Raw genomic sequence first — 16,586 nt, 5'->3', positions numbered from 1 at the left:
TCAGAGCGGCTGCAAACCGCTGTCGAGCGCGGCGTCAAAGTCGTGGGCCACGATGACCTCAATGTCAGGCTTCTCATCGAGGGCGCGTAGCCATAAGCGAAGGCCCTCTGTGCGGGCGGTGTTTTCGGGGACAAACAGTGTGCTGTAGAGCCATCCTTTGCCACTATTGCTGAGGAGCTTGCTCTTTACGTTGGCGATGTCACCGCTCATGAGCCACAAGATATCGTCGACGGTCACTGCAAAGAGTGTGGAGCCCGGCGTATGCCCCCCCAGGGGAACAATGCCCAGACCGGGGAAGTCGCTGTGCCTCAGGAGTCCCTCGCCCTGCAGCACCACCGGCTCCAGGCAGGATTTTTCGAGCTGTTGCGCGCTCTCTTCGGTATGGAGGTTGTACTCCGTGGCCTGGGCGAAGGTGTGGTAGCTGCGAGCTCCGGCGCCCCGCTTGGCGCAGAAGGCGTCAACGCCCTGAACATGGTCCACATGAAGATGGGTGAAGCCCACACCATCGATGCTCGCGATCTCGTTCTCAAGGAGATCAGCAGCGCTGCCTTTGAATGCCACGGGTCCCATCCCCGGAGAAAGCTTGGCGATGAGCTCCCCGAACTCCTCGCTGGCATTTCGGTCCATGGCCGCGTCGATCATGAACTGCCGCCCATCGGGCCATTCAATAATCACGATGGAGTGGCTCAAATTACGATCAGGCCCGCTCTGGGCGGAGGACTGAGCGATACTAATAGACACCGGACCCTGGGCTTCGGTCCCCAGGGCGCGGAGCTCTGCTTCCGTGGGTAATGTCGGCTCAATAGCACGGATCTGAAGATGCGCAGGGCCCAGAAAAACCGCCAGGCCACCAACGATTAACACGGTGGCGCCAACGCCTATACGGATAATCCAGCGCATGACAGGAACCTTTTCAGGAAACAGTTGTTGCAGGCTATCACGGGCTCGGGAGAGCCGGTGGATGGCAAGCTTCAGGCTGTATTTTTTCCCTAACCCGCTATAGTCTGGTGAGTCTTAGCCAGCTATCTCCAAAGGATTTGAATATGCTCAAGTTAACGGTGAACGGTAAGACCATGGAGGCGGATGTCGATCCTAGCACGCCGCTTCTTTGGGTGCTGCGAGACCACATGGGTCTCACCGGTACAAAGTACGGTTGCGGTATTGCCCAGTGTGGCGCTTGCACCGTTCACGTGGATGGCAAAGCCATGCGGTCCTGTGTCTATCCGGCCAGCGCCGCTGAGGGCAAGGCCATCACAACTATTGAGGGTCTTTCCGAGGATGCGAGTCATCCCGTGCAGCAGGCCTGGGTAGAGATAGACACGCCCCAGTGCGGTTATTGTCAGCCCGGCATGATCATGGCGGCTTCGGCCTTGCTGGCAGAGGTACCCAATCCCAGCGACGAAGACATCAATGCGCGTATGACCAATGTCTGTCGCTGCGGCACATTGCCCCGGGTACGCGAAGGCATCCATAGAGCTGCGGCCATCGCCGGTGGTGATCGCGCCGCGGCCATTGTCGATGGTAAAAAGGAGGCGCAGTCATGAACCTCAAAAAACTGTTGGGTGAGACGCAGGAATCAAACGCTGAGCCGCAGGCATCGGGTGTGGTGAACATCAGTCGTCGACGCTTTGTTGTGGGATCCGCCACCGCGGGCGCGGGCCTTATGGTGGCGATGCAGTTACCCCTCGGCAGCACCCGGGCGGTGGCTCAGGACGGTGCCACGGAAGTGAATGCCTGGGTCCTCATTGATCCTGACGACACCGTCACCATTCGCATTGCCCGCGCTGAAATGGGGCAGGGAACACTCACGGGGCTTGCCCAGCTGGTTGCAGAGGAACTCGAGTGCGACTGGGACAAGGTGAGCTGGGAATTTGCATCGCCGGCGGAGAGTCTTGCCCGCAACCGTGTCTGGGGCAGCTTCGCCACGGGCGGCAGCCGCGGTATCCGCGGCAGTCATCAGTATGTTCGTGAGGGTGGTGCCCTGGCCCGGGAGCTTCTGTTGGCAGCGGCCGGTAAGGAGTGGGGTGTGCCGGTAGCGGAATGTGCTGCAAAAAACAGCGTGGTAACTCACACCCCCAGCGGCGCAACCATGACCTACGGTGAGCTGGCCGCCACGGCCGCTACGCTCAGTGCGCCTGATACAGTGACGCTCAAAGATCCCGGGGACTGGACGCTGGTGGGCACACCCGCGGCGCGCCTCGACACCGTGGATAAAGTCGATGGTTCGTTGCAGTACGGTGCTGACGTCATGCTCCCGGGCATGCTCCATGCCGCGATTCACGCCTGTCCGGTACACACGGGAAAGCGCCGCAGCTTTGATGCCAGCAAGGCCGAAGACATGCCCGGCGTGCGCGCCGTCCTGGAAGTGAGTGACAACGCGGTGGCGGTGGTAGCGGACAGCTGGTGGCAGGCGAAAAAGGCGCTGGACGCAGTCTCCATTGAATGGGAGACCGGCGAGGACGGCAAGGTCAACAGCGAGAGCATTCAGGCCATGCTGGAAGAGGGCCTCACTGCCGACGATGCCTTTGTGGGCAATGAGCACGGCGATGCTATCGCTGCGCTGGCCAAGGCCGACAACACTCTCACCGCTGACTACAGCTATCCTTTTCAGAATCACGCGCCCATGGAGCCCATGAACACCACGGCGCTATGGACCGAGGGACGATGCGAAGCCTGGGTACCTACGCAAAACGGCGAGGCGGCCCTGGAGGCGGTCGCGACCGCGGCGGGATTATTCCCCGAACAGTGTGAGGTGCATCGAATGATCCTCGGTGGCGGTTTCGGCCGTCGGGGCGCCCATGATTTTGTGGAGCAGGCGGTGCAGATTGCCAGGCAGATGCCCGGCACACCGGTGAAGATGCTGTGGAGTCGCGAAGAAGACCAGCGCCGCGGCTACTATCATCCGATCACGCGCAGCCGCATGACCGCGGCCGTGGATGAAGACGGCAAACTCGACGCCCTGCATATGCGCATCTCCGGGCAGTCCATTCTCGCGTTTTTCCGCCCTGCGCTGGGTGATAAGCCCGACAAAGATCCCGTGGTTTTTCAGTCCGTGGCTCCCGAGGGCGATCACTCCATGATCTACTCGGTGCCCAACCTTCTGGCCGATCACGCGATGCGTAACACGCACCTGCGGCCGGGGTTCTGGCGGGGGGTGAATATCAATCAAAACGTGTTCTATATGGAGAGTTTTGTTGATGAGCTAGCGCGCAAGGCCGGCACCGACCCCCTGGAATATCGTCGCGAGCTGCTCAAGGAAAGCCCCCTCGCACTAACGGTGCTCGAAGAGGTCGCCAAAAAAGCCGGCTGGGGTCGTGCAATGCCCGAGGGCCACGGCTTGGGCCTGGCTGTCTGCAAGGCCTTTGGCAGCTATGTCGCGGCCTGTGCTGAGGCGGCCGTGGTGGACGGCAAGCTGCAGATGAAGAAAATCTGGGCGGCTACTGACCCCGGATTTGCGGTGAATCCCCAGCAGATCGAAGCCCAGGTGGGAGGATCCTTTGTCTATGGTCTCAGCGCAGCGCTCTACGGCGAATGCACGGTGGAAGAGGGTCGTGTGGTGGAGGAGAACTTCGACACCTACCCCTCACTCAAACTCGCGGAAATGCCTGAAGTGGAGGTCAGCGTCATGCCTTCCGGTGGGTTCTGGGGTGGCGTGGGTGAGCCCACTATCGCGGTCGCCGCACCGGCGGTGCTCAACGCGGTGTACGCCGCCACGGGTGTGCGTATCCGGCATTTGCCGGTGAAAGACCAGGCTTTGGCTTAAGGCCTTAAATCGGGCGGCGCAGTTTTCACTGCGCCGGGACCCTCGCTTTTAGGGGTTCAGGTCGCTCAGGAAGGGGCCGTCAACGCAAATACGTCGTCCGTCGGGGGTCGCACAGGCGCCACAGATTCCCACGCCACATTTGGTCATGTAGTCCACGGCGCTGAGTATTTGTGCCTCGGCGACAAACTCCCGCTCCACGGCAATCGCCGCACGCACCATGGGCTCCGGTCCGCAGTTATAAAACACGACTTTCTCGAGATCAGCAGCACTCATGGCGGCGAGGCGTTCGCGGAGCATCTCGGTGACGCGACCGTGATAGCCGCGACTGCCGTCGTCTGTGGCGACATGCACCGGCGCCACTTCCGCGCACTCGTCGAGAAAGTACAGGCGATCCTCGCTGCGTGCGCCGACAAAGAATTCAGCGTTTCCAAAATCCCGGGCGATCTGGTACACCGCAGCCAGACCGGTACCCCCGGCGATGGCCATGATGTGGGCACCTTCGGGAGGCGACACGGGCACCCCATGGGGACCGCGGACATAGGCTTCGGTGCCCGGGGTCAAATCCATAAGCGCATGGGTAAACTGCCCCACATCAATCACCACCAGGGTAAAGGGATCGTCCACCAGCGCTGAAAAGGGCTTTTCACCCAGGCCGGGTATCCACAAATAAATGAATTCACCGGCCTGCACATTAATGGGTCGATCAAAGGTCAGCAGACCGATGTCCTCACACACCCGCCGGTTTTCCACCAGCGTGACGGGCTCAAAGTCCATATCGATGTCATAGCGGATCATCGCCTCGGCGAAACGGCTGTGGTTGCTCAGGTCTTTTGCCAGCTGCACAAAGTAGTCGCCGATCTCTTCGCTGTTCATCCCCGTGAGCGCCGATCCCACACCAATGACGTTTGCACCGGCTTTCATTGCCTCGTCGACATCTGCAGCGCTTGAAAAACCGCCGCAGCCCACAATCGGTAGGTCGCTCACTTCGCGAATTTCACGGATACATTTCAGGGCGATGGGCAGCACGCCCTTACCTGACATGCCACCAACGCCGTTGGACAGTACCGGCTCGCCGTGAGAACTGGTGTAGCCGGGACCTACGGTGTTGATGGCGCAGAAGCCATCCGCGCCCGCATCCGCGGCGGCTTTGGCAATGGCGCCAATATCCGGGGTGTTGGGTGTCAGTTTGGGGATGACGGGGATATCCACGGCGGCTTTGACCGCCGCGACGATCTCCGCCACCACCACCGGGTCCTGACCCATCGCCATGCCATAACCGCTGGCGTGGGGGCAGGAGAGGTTGAGCTCCAGCCCGTCGGAGTGGGGGGCCAGCAACTTCGCCACCTCGACAAACTCTTCCACGCTGCCACCAAAGATGGACGTCAGTAGAAAGCGATCATCAGGAACCTTGAGGTCCTTGATACCGGCAAGCGCGGCTTCGGCCCCCGGGTTGGTAAGACCCACGGCGTTCACAAAGCAGCCCGGAGCATACTGCGAGTATACGGGCTCACGATTACCTGCCCGGGGGCTTAGTCCGATGCTTTTTGTCGTGATGACGCCGATTTGAGGTACGCGGTCAAAAAAGTACTGAATAATCGATGGCGCGGTAGTCACGATGCCCGAAGGAATGGTGAAGGGGCCGGAGAGGGTTTTGCCAAAAAATTCGATGCTCAACGCGTGTGCCTTTGTGCCTTTTCCAGGTGCGGGGGTTGTCGGGAACTAATTGGTGATTATACGGGGAGCTTCGCCTCAGGTCCCGCAGAACGTGCGCATGACTCGCTCCTGGGGCTCAGCGGGCAGCGCCAGGTCACTGTCTTCGGCGCGGTAATCTGCGGCATCGGCCAGGCGCTCCACCAAACGATGGAACAGCGCGAAGTCGCCCTTTTCGCCGTCCTCAATGGCGCGCTGCACCAGATGATTGCGAGGGATGAACGCAGGATTTGCTGCAAACATACGCTGCTGACGCTCCGCCGCATCGACGGTGTCTGCTTGCTGACGCTGCATCCAGCGGGGTAACCACTCCAGCAGCTGTTTACCGGGGGCAAAGAGCCTCCCTGCACCGGTGTGGGCAGCGCCGGGATTTATTTCATCGGCCAGAAAACGGAAGGCCAGGGTGAAGTCCGCCTGATCCTCCTGCAGGGCGGCAAAAAGCTCGTCTGCGAGTCGGCTGTCCGCCGCGGTGATCTCCGTCAGACCCAGTTTGTCGCCAAGTCCCGCCTGGTAGGCGTTTTCAAAAAGAAGCGGGAACTGGGAGAGGGCTTTTTTGGCCTGCTCTACCGCGGCGTCGGTATCGTCATTGATCAGCGGCAGCAGTGCCTCAGCCAGGCGCGCAAGATTCCAGTGGGCAATGCCCGGCTGGTTGCAGTAGGCGTAGCGTCCCTGCTGGTCGATGGAACTGAACAGTGTCTCCGGGTGGTATTCCTCCATAAAGGCGCAGGGGCCGTAATCCACGGTCTCGCCGCAAAGCAGCATGTTATCGGTGTTCATCACACCGTGGACAAAACCCAGCAGCTGCCAGCGGGCAATTAATTGCGCCTGGGCGGCGATCACGGATTCCAGGAGCGCCAACGCCGGATTCTCCGCGTCAGCTTTTTCCGGGTAGTGCCGCTCAATAATGTAGGAAACAAGGGTGGCGAGGGACTGCCGATCCTCCCGAGCGGCGAAGTACTGCAGGGTGCCGACCCGGAGGTGGCTGGATGCGACCCGCGTGAGTATCGCGCCCGGCTCGATACCGTCACGCATGACGCGTTCGCCGGTGGTGACCGCCGCCAGGGCCCGGGTGCTGGGTACGCCCAGGGCTGCCATGGCCTCGCTGACGATGTATTCGCGAATAACGGGTCCCAGGGGTGAGCGACCATCCCCGCCCCGGGACCACTCTGTGCGTCCGCTGCCTTTCAGCTGCAGGTCATAGCGGTGTCCCTGCTGATCGACTACCTCGCCCAGGAGCACGGCCCGGCCGTCGCCCAGCTGGGGGTTGAAGTGCCCAAACTGGTGGCCCGCATAGGCCGCGGCCACGGGCTGGGAGCCCTCCGCCCCCCGATTTCCCGCAAGCACCTCAAGACCCTCCTGCGACGAGAGCCACTGGGGGTCTATGCCCAATTGCTGAGCCAGGCCGTTATTAATTTTCAGCAGAGACGGCTCTTTCACTGGATCGGGGTCTTGCGCGGTGTTGAAGGGCGACCCCAGGGCGGCGAAGCTGTTGTCAAAAGGGATGGGCATGGGGGCTCCGGAAAATTGCCAGACAAAGATGCTTGGTTTGTGTGAGGCGCATGGTTACTCTTCTCGGTTCAGACGGCAACTATCGCCAGAAAAACTCACAGGAGATGAACGTGGAGTTGGTCGGCAATAACGGGCAGAATAACGGGCAGAACGACGGGCAAAACGACGGGCAGACAGCCCGTCACAGCGAGCTGAATCAGGAAAACGAAAGAGACTGGCAGGAGAAGGTCGACGACTTCAGCTGGGATGTCCTGTATCGCAATGCCACGGTTTTTGACGGCAGCGGCGAGCCGCCGCGGCGCATGGATATTGCCGTGCGTCGGGGACGCATTGCCGCCAAGGGCACTGCACTCCCCGAAGGTCCGGCACGGCGTACCGTAGATGCCACGGGTCAGTGGCTCATGCCCGGCCTGCTGGATATTCACACGCACCTCGATCTTGAAGTTGACCTTGATCCCCGTCTTACGGAAGTGGTGCGCCACGGCACGACGACGGTGCTCTTTGGCAACTGCAGCCTAGGCACCTGCTTTGGCCACCAGCGCGACGACAGCGGACAGGATCCCATCGTCGATTGCTTCACCCGCGTCGAGAACATCCCAAAGCCGGTGCTGCGAAAATGCGTAGACGCCATCAGCTGGTCCGATACCGGCGGCTATATGGATCACTTTGCCGATATGCCTCTGGGGCCTAATGTGGGCGCCTTCGTGCCGCACTCCATGCTTCGCGTTGAGGTGATGGGGATGGAGGCGGCCATCAGCCGCGATCCTACCGAGGCGGAGTACCAGGAGATGGAGGCCATACTCGATCGCGCCATGGGGCAGGGCTACCTCGGCCTGTCGACTGACGGGCTGCCCTTTCATTACCTGTCCAACGAACCTCACACCGACAAGCGCATCCCCACCCAGTTCGCCAGCTTCAAAGAGCTGCGCCGATTGCTAAGGGTTGTGCGAAATCACAATCGGGTGTGGCAGACCACGCCGATTATCGAAAACCGCGCCACCGCGCTCCTGTACTTCACCCTGACCAGTGGTCGTTTGTTCAAGAAAACTCTTAAGGTGTCCGCGCTCTCGGCCATGGAGCTGGTGCTCGCGCCGCGTGCCACCAAGGCCTTTTTAGGCTTTGCCAAACTCATGAACAGCTGGCTGTTCAAGGGCAGCCTGCATTTTCAGGCTCTGGGCACAAACTTCCGGGTTTGGTCCGACGGCATCGTGAGCCCTCTCTATGAAGAACTCCCCTCAACGGCGCAGCTGATTGCCCTGGAATACGATGATGTCGAGGGCCGCCATGCGCTCATGCACGACCCACAGTGGGTGGCACAGTTTCGCGATGACTGGATGCACGGTCGCACCGGTGGTGACTGGGCGAGCTTCAAAGCAAAGCTGGGGATGCCCGATCACCTGGTGATCCGTGATCTTCATCGTCTGGTCTTTGACGGTGCGCCAGTGTCCGACTGGGACGGTGAGTCTTTTGATCTGGTCCATCAGCGGTTGCTGCGCTTTGTGGATGGCGATATCGCGCAGGCACGATCCGATGCCGAGCGGGAGGCCTTTGAGTCCCTGGATGTGCGTCCCGAAACCGATGCCGACTTTATGTTGTTCCTGATGCGTCGCTACGACAAAGGCTTCCGCTACTGGGCGGATGTGTCGAACATCGGGAACCGCGCGACCATGGACTACCTCATGCATCCTCAGGCCCTGCCTGGGTTTAATGACTCCGGTGCGCACCTCACCAACATGGCCTTCTTTGATGGCAATCTTATGTCCCTGAAGCTCGCGCAGCAGCAGGGTGATGCCATGGTTGCCAGGATGGTGAAGCGCCTGACCCGGGAGCCGGCGGAGTTCTTCAATATCGATGTGGGTACGCTGGATTTGGGCGCCCAGGCCGATATGGTGCTCATTGACCCGGAGGTCCTGAGAGACTGGGACTGCAATGACACCCGCGAGTATGTGTTCCGGGACCTCTTCGGACATCACCAGATGGTGAATCGTCCACCGGCGATTGTCAGAGAAGTAATGATCCGCGGGCAGTCTGTGTGGGAGAACGGAGAGTTCACCCAGGCACTGGGGGGAGAAACGCTGGGTAGGGCGCTTCGCGCTGCTTAGTGCCTAGAACCTAAAGCCAAGAGCCAGCCGAGAGCTTAGAGCGGACAGCTCGGCGCTATTAGTGCTCGCACCGCGGCCGTGTAGTCTTCGTCGCTGTGGCACACGCCATCGCTGTTTTTACCCACATAGCTTGCGCAGAGATTCACCGCACAGAGCCCTTCGCTGTGGGAGTCCCGGAGTTCTGTGAGTGCCGGTCCGGCCCCTGATAGAAGATCACGCATGGAGAGTGGGGAGAGCATGCCCACTCGTTCCTCTACGTGAAACCCCACGATATTGTGCAAGGCACTGAGTAGTTTTGGGCCGATAAACTGAGGCACCACGGGCATCTGCACCCGCTCAAGCATCGCCGTGGCGCGGTCGATGTAGAAGGGCAATATGGGGCTGTCTGCGGTGAACTGCAGCCAGGCATTGTGGATACGCCGGTAGCTGTGGACGCCGTCATCCCGGCCCTGCACCCATACTTCGCGACCAAAACTGTGGTCCAGGGTTAAGGGCTCAAAGTCGCGAAAAATAAGGAGGTCCGCGTCGCACCAGATGGCCCGTTCATAGCCCGCGCGCAGGGCCTCACGCATCAACAGTAAGCGCGCCAGATCGGTGGCCACCACGGGCTGCACCCGAAGCTTTTCCCGAAGGGCCGGCGGTAATGGCCGAAACAGCTCGTCCCCGCAAAAACTGTACTCAAAGCCCCGCTGTTTGGACCAGGCACGGACCGAGTCGCAGCAGCGTCGTTGCCAGGCGGGCAGAACGCCGGGTCGCTGGGACTGCAAAACCATAGTCTTCATCGTGTGCGTTTACCGGGCAGCGGGAAAGGGGACAGAAAAGCCGCAGTATAAGGGCGCTGATCCCAGGACAAAAACGCCGGTGGTTTTCTTGTAAAGTGTCCAGAAATAATTCCCAAGGATCTATTCATGGCTCACTTGCACACGCGACCGGACACGGGACTTTCCGTGATCAGGACCCTCTCTTTTCTCAGTTTGCTGTTTGCGCTCCCGGCGATGACGGCCAGCGCTGCACAAAGCAACATTGAGCCTGGGGAGGAGGGCATCGCCGGCGCGCTTGCGGCGGGTTTTGCGCCACCCAAGCTTGCACCGCCCCGGGGTGATGAGGCCCGGGGACCCTTCGATCGCCTGCTCATTAAAAACGCCATGCTGGTGGTGGGTAACGGCGCACCGCCCAGAGGTCCGGTCACCATCGAAGTGCGCAACGATCGTATCTACGCTATCTCCGGCGGGCATGGTAATGATGATGACAGCGCCGGTGCCGAAGTCATCGATGTCGATGGTGGCTACGTGCTCCCGGGCTTTGTCGACGCCCACACGCATCTGGGAACGCCGGGCCATGCCCAGGCGGGGGCACTCACCGATTCCGAATATGTACTCAAGCTCTGGCTTGCCCACGGGGTGACCACGGTGCGTGATGTGGGCTCCGTCATGGGTCTGGGTTGGACCATCAAGCACCGGGAAATGGCGGCGGCCGGTGAAATCAGTGCACCGCGCATGCGGGTTCACGCCATGTTCCCACCGTCTACCGCGACCGCCGATGAGGCTCGGGATTGGGTGAAAGCGGTGCGCAAGCGGGGCGCCGATGGCGTGAAATTCCGGGGTGCCCGGGCGGAGCCTTTTGCCGCGGCTATGGAAGAAGCCAAGCGTCTGGGTATGAAGACTTCCTACCACCATGCCCAGCTATCCGTGGTGCAAACCAATGTGCTCGACAGCGCCCGCCTGGGTCTTGACAGCATGGAGCACTGGTACGGCCTTCCCGAGGCTATGTTCGATGACCGCGTCATTCAGAATTACCCCCACGACTACAACTACAGTAACGAGCAGGATCGCTTTGGCGAGGCCGGTCGCCTGTGGCTGCAGACGGCGGCGCCCGGGTCCGAGACCTGGCAGCGAACCATTGCCGAGTTAGTGGATCTGGACTTCACCCTGTCGCCCACGTTCACTATCTACGAAGCGAATCGCGATCTCATGCGCGCCCGCAACGCTGACTGGATGGAAGACTATGTGCCGTCCTATATGGCGCGGGCCTTTGAGGCCGATCCGGATATTCACGGCTCCTACTTCTTTGACTGGACGACGCAGCGAGAGATCGACTGGAAGGAGAATTTCCAGCGATGGATGGAGTTCGTCAATGATTACAAAAACGCCGGCGGACGCGTAGTCACCGGCTCCGACGCGGGGTTTATCTACAAGGTGTACGGCTTTGCCTACATCCGTGAATTTGAGCTGCTGCAGGAAGCAGGCTTCCATCCCTTGGAAGTGATCAAGGCAGCGACCCTGGACGGGGCGGAGCTGCTGGGACTGGATCGGGAGATCGGTACCGTGGAGGTGGGCAAGAAAGCGGACCTGGTGATTCTTGACGAGAATCCTCTGGCTAACTTCAAGCTCCTCTACGGCACGGGACATCGCCGTTTAAACCGCGAGACAGGCTCCGTCGAACGGGTGGGCGGTGTGCGCTACACCGTGCGCGATGGCATTGTCTTTGATGCCAAGATGTTGCTCGAAGACGTGAGGGAGTTGGTCGCTGCAGAGAAGAACTAAAGCGCGGGGTTGTTGTCCGACAGTTTTATAGGGGTTGAACGTAGAAGCCCGAAGCAAGCAGAAACTGGAGTTCCGCCATGAGTGTTTTGACTCGCATTACCCCTGCGCTGGTGCTGGCATCGACGGTGATCCTTGGCGCCTGTACCACCACCGACGAAATCATCATTGATCGCAAGGGTGTGGATATGACCCGTTACGCGGCGGACAAGGCCGAGTGCGAGGCCTATGCATCGGAAGTGCGAAGCGGCGAAAAAGCTGCCCGGGGCGCGGCATCCGGCGCGGTGGTGGGCGGTGCCGTTGGGGCCATTGTCCGCGACAGCACCGATGGAGCCGTCAAGGGCGCCGGAGTCGGCGCCGTCACCGGCGGCGCCCGGGGACTCTCCGAAGGAGAGCGCGACAAAGTGAGAGTCGTTAAGCGCTGCCTCAGTGGTCGTGGTTATCGCGTACTGAATTAATCGCGATTAAAGAGCTTGTTAAACAGCTTTCCGGCCTCATCGGTAGCTTTGCGTTTTAACTCGCCTTCCGCCAGATCCCTGATGATCTCCGTGGTATTCACGCCGCACCAGCTCGCGGGGTCGCCGGCAAGATTTCCCTCACATTCCACCGGCCAGCGCAGGTCAGCGTAGCGCTCGTTAATTCTGCAGGCGGGATCCAGTTCACCCAGCGCTGCCGAGAGCTGTGCGCGGAAACTGGCGCGAAGATCCTGGGATTTCAAATCAACGGTGCCTTTGCCCTGTAACCCTACGGCGGGGAGCCGTGCGGTGAGGGGATTCAATGTAGCTACCCCATCCGCCAGCATGATCTTCGCATTGAGAGCCTCAAAGCGGGTGTCCCCAGGGAACTCCGCGCTGAGCGATTCCTGGTTCACCAGGGCAACGCCCTGGCAGAACATATGCTCCATGGCGATACCCGCCAGAGTAATGTCTTCAGTGGTGAAGCTGATGGGCCCCGTAAGCGACTGGGTGAGGGCGTCGCTGCTTGCGCCGGCGCCTTTGAGGGACCATTCGAGGTTTGCTGTGCCACGGGCCTCCATACCCAGTTCCATCGCCGAGACTGCCTGAGCGGCATCCAGGGCCCTTACGCCGCCTTCCGTAGTGAGGGTGGCAAGATTGTAACGGCCGTTGAACACAGCGCTGAAATCGATAGCGCCGCCGTGCACCGCGGCGGTCACCGGATCGAGGGTGGCGACGCCATCCACCACTCGTAGTTGGGCGTTCACATCGGTAAGCTCGTGAGCATCCAGCACCACGGTATTGATGCGCAGTTTGGCGCGAGTATCGATCATGCGAAGGGCGTTGAGCGGCAGAGCCGTATCGCTACCGGTTGATGCCTCGCTGGCGGCGACCTCGGCACCTGCTTCAGGCCCGGCGAGGACGAGCAATGCCGGATTAAGCTCCGTCAGCGTCAGGTCCGCGTCAATCTGCGGACTTTCAAAGCTTGCGTAGCGGAGGGTGCCACCGCCCTTGAGGTCCCCTGTCTGAAGTTCGAGACTGAGGTCAGCAACCTGCGTATCCAGGGCCAATTCACCGCTCAACCCCAGGGTAATCGGGTCCGGAGTCGCACCGGTAACGCGAATATTCAGGCTATCCAGATTGAGTGTTTCTGCATTGAGATTTGTCCGGAACTCTCCCGCGAGGGCGATTTCCATGGGTTCTCCATCGTTGCCCGAGGGAATAATGACCTCTGCGGTGAGGGGGACGGGACGCCCATCAATGTTCAGGTCGCGGGCGGTCAGCTGGCGGAGCTGCAGTTCGCTGATGAGTTTGCCGTCCCTGTCTACCGTGATCACATGAATATCTGCCAGGGAGAGTTCGCCCACCTCCAATGCGAGGGGGACGGCCAAGACGCTGGCTGCCGCCTCAGCCTGAGCCTTGGCCCGGGCCTGCGCCCTAAGTGCGTAGAACTCCTCCAGTTCCGCATCGCTGAGCGTGGTGGTGTCCATCGCTTCAGCTTTTGCGGCATCCTCATCTACCGCTTCGGAGCTCAGGGTAAGCCCATCCACGCGGATGCTGTCGATTTCAACGCTCTTGCGAAACAGGGGCATGAGCGCCACGCCGGCAGAAAAGGACTCGGCAACGATACTGGTCTTGCTCTCGGGAACCTCCAGGCTGACCGCGCTGGCGGACAGGGCAACCTTGGGAAACAGTGACAGGGACGCATCCCCGTCGATGCGCAGCTCGGCTCCGCTTTGCTCTTTGATGCGCTTTGCGGCGATTTCTACCAGAGCCTCCTCGTCCAGAAAAAGCGGTACCAGAATCGCCGCCAGAATGATCAAGACAAGGGGGACGCCCAAAACCCAAAGAAGAATCCGCATGATCAACTCCATTAATTTCACTAAGAAGAACTGAGACTAGCAGAGACTGCAGTCAACGACAGTTACCTAGCTATTGCGATACTCAGAGAGGGCTCGAAGACCGTCGAGTAATTGAGCCTCGGATTCTGCTAACCCGTGTTCGGGCATGGGGCCCTCGTGGCGAAGCTGGGATTCCAGCGCTGCAAAATGCTCACCGGCTTTTGCCAAACCGAGGCTGCGGCAAGTACTTGTCAGCGTATGTGCTTCACGAATCATAGCCTTGGAATCGCGATCAATAAACGCCTGGGAATAGCGTGCCCAGCGACTCCGCACTTCGGCTTCAAACTGATCCAACACCGTTCCAAGACTGCTATCGCCAATCTGTGTCCGAAGGTCATTTAACACGTCTTCAGCGAGATCTTGCAGTGTATTGGCTCCCGACGGCGTTTCCGCGGTGGTGCTTTGACATACCTCTGCTGTTTCCGCGTCCGCTTTCAGCCAGCGGTTGAGTTGTTCTGCCAGGCGATTTCTTACGATGGGTTTTGTCAGGTAGTCGTTCATGCCCACCTGCAGGCAACGTTCCCGTTCCTCGCTGCTGGCATAGGCGGTAAGCGCCACCACCGGTAATGACTCTTTACTGCGTTTCCGGCGAATACTTGTGGTAGCGGAGACGCCATCCATCACAGGCATGTTGAGATCCATCAGTACAAGATCAAAATCCTCACCCAGCGCGCGTTCCACAGCAGTTGCACCATCGCAGGCCTCTTCTACGGAAACGCCGAGTGACTCCAGAATCAGGCGGCCTAGCAGCATGTTGGTCGCATTGTCATCCACCAACAACACTTTGCCCTGAAAGCGTACCGGCACCTGTTCGGTAGAGGCCTCCTTCGCGGGTTCTATGACACTTGCATCGGGTGCGACCTCCAAAGGAAGTTCCAGCCAGAAAAGCGAGCCTTTTCCAAGCTGGGAAATCGCTCCCAGGGTGCCGTTCATAATCTCCACATAACGCCGCACCAGATCCAAACCGAGACCCGTGCCCATCTCATCACCAAGAGCGTCTGATTCCCCGGTCCAGAAGGGTTCGAAAATATGTTGTTTGTCCTCCTCACTAAATCCACTGCCCGTATCCTCCACTTCGAAACGGATATGACATCCATCAGGATGCGCAGAGGGGAGAGCTCTTACGGTGACACCGCCGGAGTTCGTGAACTTTACTGCGTTGGTAATCAGATTGAGGAGACACTGATGCAACTTGGCTTTGTCACCGAGGTAAAGGTCGCCTAACAGGGCACTCTTTGACCAGGAGAGTTCCAGTTTTTTTTGCACAGCGCGTGCCCGGACGATATCCGTAACGCTGCGTAGCACCAGCGGGAGCTCCAAGATCGTGCTCTCCAGCACGTCATTGCCGGATTCAACCTTGGATATGTCCAAGACGTAATTTATGACATAGAGCAGATTGCGTGAAGAGCTGTTCGCAAGGTCGAGTAAGTCGCGGGACTGGCCGTCCATCTCTCGATCTCCCATCAGCGAGAGTGCGCTCACTACGCCATTAAGGGGCGTACGCATCTCGTGACTCATGCGCGCAAACATCGCACTCTTCGAAGCCTGGGCGAGCTCCGCCTCGTTTTTGGCATCCTGGAGTTCGGCGTTGAGCTTTTCCAGATCACTGACTCTGCGTTGCTCGGTGGTCATCAAAAACAGTTGGTCGAGCTGCGCGTCCTGGGGAGAAAAATCAGCCATATCGAGTTTGACGTCGGGGCAGTGGGCATTCATCCAATAGATCCAGGGCGCACCGCAAAAACACAGGACCGGTTCTCTTTCCCAGGTTGTTTCAACCATCTGACCGCGCATGGCAAAACGCTCATCAAGACTTTTTATAAGAAACAGGTTCGCTAAATGCTCACGAAGTTCGGGGATACTCCGTGCGGCATTGGGGCGAAGGAGCTTGAAGGAATCAAAAAACTGCGATCCGATAGTAAGCTCAGGCAGATAGCGAAGCGGGGTCTCGCTGCAGTAAAGAATGACGCCGTCATCATTAATGCACAGAATGGCCGTGAAAAGTTTTTCGAGCTCCGACCAGTTGAGTCTGGGTTCCGTCTTCACTGGATGTGGAGTTCAAATACGCTGTGAGTGCCCTCTCCGTCGTCATCAACGGAGACGGCGACAATCTTAAGCTTATCGCCAAAGTGGTCAGCCAACCCCCCCAGCAAACCGGTAACGAAAGCGGTGAGGCCTTTGCGCTCTGAGTAATAGTGCACAAAGTACTGTCCCGCGTTCTTGTCGATGTCTTCGACACGAAATTGCGGGGGTACATAGTCGAGGAATGTGCTGGCGATCCGATCATGGAGGTTGTTCAGGTTGTGCAGGAAACCAACCGTGTCGTTACCCGTGGCTTCCATGAGTGGCGCGAAGTTTTTTGCCGCGATGGCTTCGACCCAGTGTTTGCCAAACATTTCCATACAGGTATCTATCGGTGCTTCCAGCACTTCGGCTGCGGCGCCCACCAACTGATAGGTAGATTCGTCGTCATAGCGATGCATCGTGAGGTAGGAGTCCTCTGCCACGCCCGAGTGTTTGTGCACCTCTTTCCACCGTTCCTCACCAAAGTGCGTCACGACCATATCCTGAAGGGAGCTATTAATCAGACCGTACATGTTCTATGCCTC

At 59.4% G+C, this 16,586-nt stretch carries 11 protein-coding genes and 2 pseudogenes; 5 read left to right on the top strand and 8 right to left on the bottom strand.

Annotation, left to right across the window (positions count from 1 at the left end):
• The gene (locus ACTG3T_RS03060) at positions 1–900 is read right to left on the bottom strand and encodes an MBL fold metallo-hydrolase (protein ID WP_439100797.1); all 900 of its coding nucleotides are present in this window, start codon (positions 898–900) and stop codon (positions 1–3) included.
• A gap of 143 nt (positions 901–1,043) precedes the next feature.
• Here ACTG3T_RS03060 and ACTG3T_RS03055 point away from each other — a divergent pair, with 143 nt between their 5' ends.
• Positions 1,044–1,544, top strand: a complete 501-nt coding sequence (locus ACTG3T_RS03055) for a (2Fe-2S)-binding protein (RefSeq protein WP_439100796.1) — start codon at positions 1,044–1,046, stop codon at positions 1,542–1,544.
• Positions 1,541–3,763, top strand: coding sequence for a molybdopterin cofactor-binding domain-containing protein (locus ACTG3T_RS03050; protein ID WP_439100795.1), 2,223 nt, complete (start codon positions 1,541–1,543; stop codon positions 3,761–3,763). The genes ACTG3T_RS03055 and ACTG3T_RS03050 overlap by 4 nt, the downstream gene beginning before the upstream one ends.
• A 48-nt stretch (positions 3,764–3,811) precedes the next feature.
• On the opposite strand, the gene ACTG3T_RS03045 is transcribed toward ACTG3T_RS03050, so the two are convergent.
• Together ACTG3T_RS03045 and ACTG3T_RS03040 are read right to left on the bottom strand one after the other, a co-directional pair.
• Positions 3,812–5,437, bottom strand: a complete 1,626-nt coding sequence (locus ACTG3T_RS03045) for a tRNA-dihydrouridine synthase (RefSeq protein ID WP_439100794.1) — start codon at positions 5,435–5,437, stop codon at positions 3,812–3,814.
• Positions 5,438–5,512: 75 nt separating this feature from the next.
• Positions 5,513–6,982, bottom strand: coding sequence for a protein adenylyltransferase SelO (locus ACTG3T_RS03040; protein WP_439100793.1), 1,470 nt, complete (start codon positions 6,980–6,982; stop codon positions 5,513–5,515).
• A gap of 50 nt (positions 6,983–7,032) precedes the next feature.
• Between ACTG3T_RS03040 and ACTG3T_RS03035 the strand changes: the two genes are divergently transcribed.
• Complete coding sequence (locus tag ACTG3T_RS03035) at positions 7,033–9,084, top strand: N-acyl-D-amino-acid deacylase family protein (RefSeq protein WP_439100792.1); 2,052 nt, start codon at positions 7,033–7,035, stop codon at positions 9,082–9,084.
• Between the two features lie 35 nt (positions 9,085–9,119).
• Here ACTG3T_RS03035 and ACTG3T_RS03030 read toward each other — a convergent pair whose 3' ends face one another.
• Entirely contained in the window at positions 9,120–9,866 is a 747-nt protein-coding gene (locus ACTG3T_RS03030; RefSeq protein ID WP_439100791.1) for a hypothetical protein, read from the bottom strand.
• Between the two features lie 126 nt (positions 9,867–9,992).
• Here ACTG3T_RS03030 and ACTG3T_RS03025 point away from each other — a divergent pair, with 126 nt between their 5' ends.
• Positions 9,993–11,627 (top strand): amidohydrolase family protein, encoded by a 1,635-nt coding sequence (locus ACTG3T_RS03025; protein ID WP_439100790.1) that lies wholly within the window; start codon positions 9,993–9,995, stop codon positions 11,625–11,627.
• Positions 11,628–11,704: 77 nt separating this feature from the next.
• On the top strand, positions 11,705–12,082 hold the full coding sequence (locus ACTG3T_RS03020; protein WP_439100789.1) for a glycine zipper domain-containing protein: 378 nt from the start codon (positions 11,705–11,707) through the stop codon (positions 12,080–12,082).
• Here the strand turns inward: ACTG3T_RS03020 and ACTG3T_RS03015 are convergent.
• The 4 genes and pseudogenes from ACTG3T_RS03015 to ACTG3T_RS03000 form a co-directional block, all read right to left on the bottom strand.
• Positions 12,079–12,984, bottom strand: a pseudogene (locus ACTG3T_RS03015) (AsmA family protein); the annotation flags it as partial. The gene ACTG3T_RS03020 and the pseudogene ACTG3T_RS03015 sit on opposite strands and share 4 nt — an antisense overlap.
• Before the next feature lie 621 nt (positions 12,985–13,605).
• A pseudogene (locus ACTG3T_RS03010) lies at positions 13,606–13,941 on the bottom strand (AsmA family protein); the annotation flags it as partial.
• Between the two features lie 66 nt (positions 13,942–14,007).
• Complete coding sequence (locus tag ACTG3T_RS03005; RefSeq protein ID WP_439100788.1) at positions 14,008–16,023, bottom strand: response regulator; 2,016 nt, start codon at positions 16,021–16,023, stop codon at positions 14,008–14,010.
• Positions 16,020–16,574 (bottom strand): heme NO-binding domain-containing protein, encoded by a 555-nt coding sequence (locus tag ACTG3T_RS03000; RefSeq protein ID WP_439100787.1) that lies wholly within the window; start codon positions 16,572–16,574, stop codon positions 16,020–16,022. Before ACTG3T_RS03000 ends, ACTG3T_RS03005 begins: the two co-directional genes overlap by 4 nt.
• Between the last annotated feature and the right edge of the window lie 12 nt (positions 16,575–16,586).

Source organism: Congregibacter sp. (assembly GCF_965660375.1).
GTDB lineage: Bacteria > Pseudomonadota > Gammaproteobacteria > Pseudomonadales > Halieaceae > Congregibacter.
Note: the sequence above shows the minus strand (reverse complement) of the source record. Positions and strands in the feature narration are given on the sequence as shown.

What these genes read in the sequence shown, in the direction of transcription:
- ACTG3T_RS03020 (WP_439100789.1), top strand. Translation starts at nt 11,705, where the DNA reads ATGAGTGTTTTGACTCGCATTACCCCTGCGCTGGTGCTGGCATCGACG.
- ACTG3T_RS03035 (WP_439100792.1), top strand. Translation starts at nt 7,033, where the DNA reads ATGGTTACTCTTCTCGGTTCAGACGGCAACTATCGCCAGAAAAACTCA.
- ACTG3T_RS03050 (WP_439100795.1), top strand. Translation starts at nt 1,541, where the DNA reads ATGAACCTCAAAAAACTGTTGGGTGAGACGCAGGAATCAAACGCTGAG.
- ACTG3T_RS03000 (WP_439100787.1), bottom strand. Translation starts at nt 16,574, where the DNA reads ATGTACGGTCTGATTAATAGCTCCCTTCAGGATATGGTCGTGACGCAC.
- ACTG3T_RS03040 (WP_439100793.1), bottom strand. Translation starts at nt 6,982, where the DNA reads ATGCCCATCCCTTTTGACAACAGCTTCGCCGCCCTGGGGTCGCCCTTC.
- ACTG3T_RS03030 (WP_439100791.1), bottom strand. Translation starts at nt 9,866, where the DNA reads ATGAAGACTATGGTTTTGCAGTCCCAGCGACCCGGCGTTCTGCCCGCC.
- ACTG3T_RS03060 (WP_439100797.1), bottom strand. Translation starts at nt 900, where the DNA reads ATGCGCTGGATTATCCGTATAGGCGTTGGCGCCACCGTGTTAATCGTT.
- ACTG3T_RS03025 (WP_439100790.1), top strand. Translation starts at nt 9,993, where the DNA reads ATGGCTCACTTGCACACGCGACCGGACACGGGACTTTCCGTGATCAGG.
- ACTG3T_RS03055 (WP_439100796.1), top strand. Translation starts at nt 1,044, where the DNA reads ATGCTCAAGTTAACGGTGAACGGTAAGACCATGGAGGCGGATGTCGAT.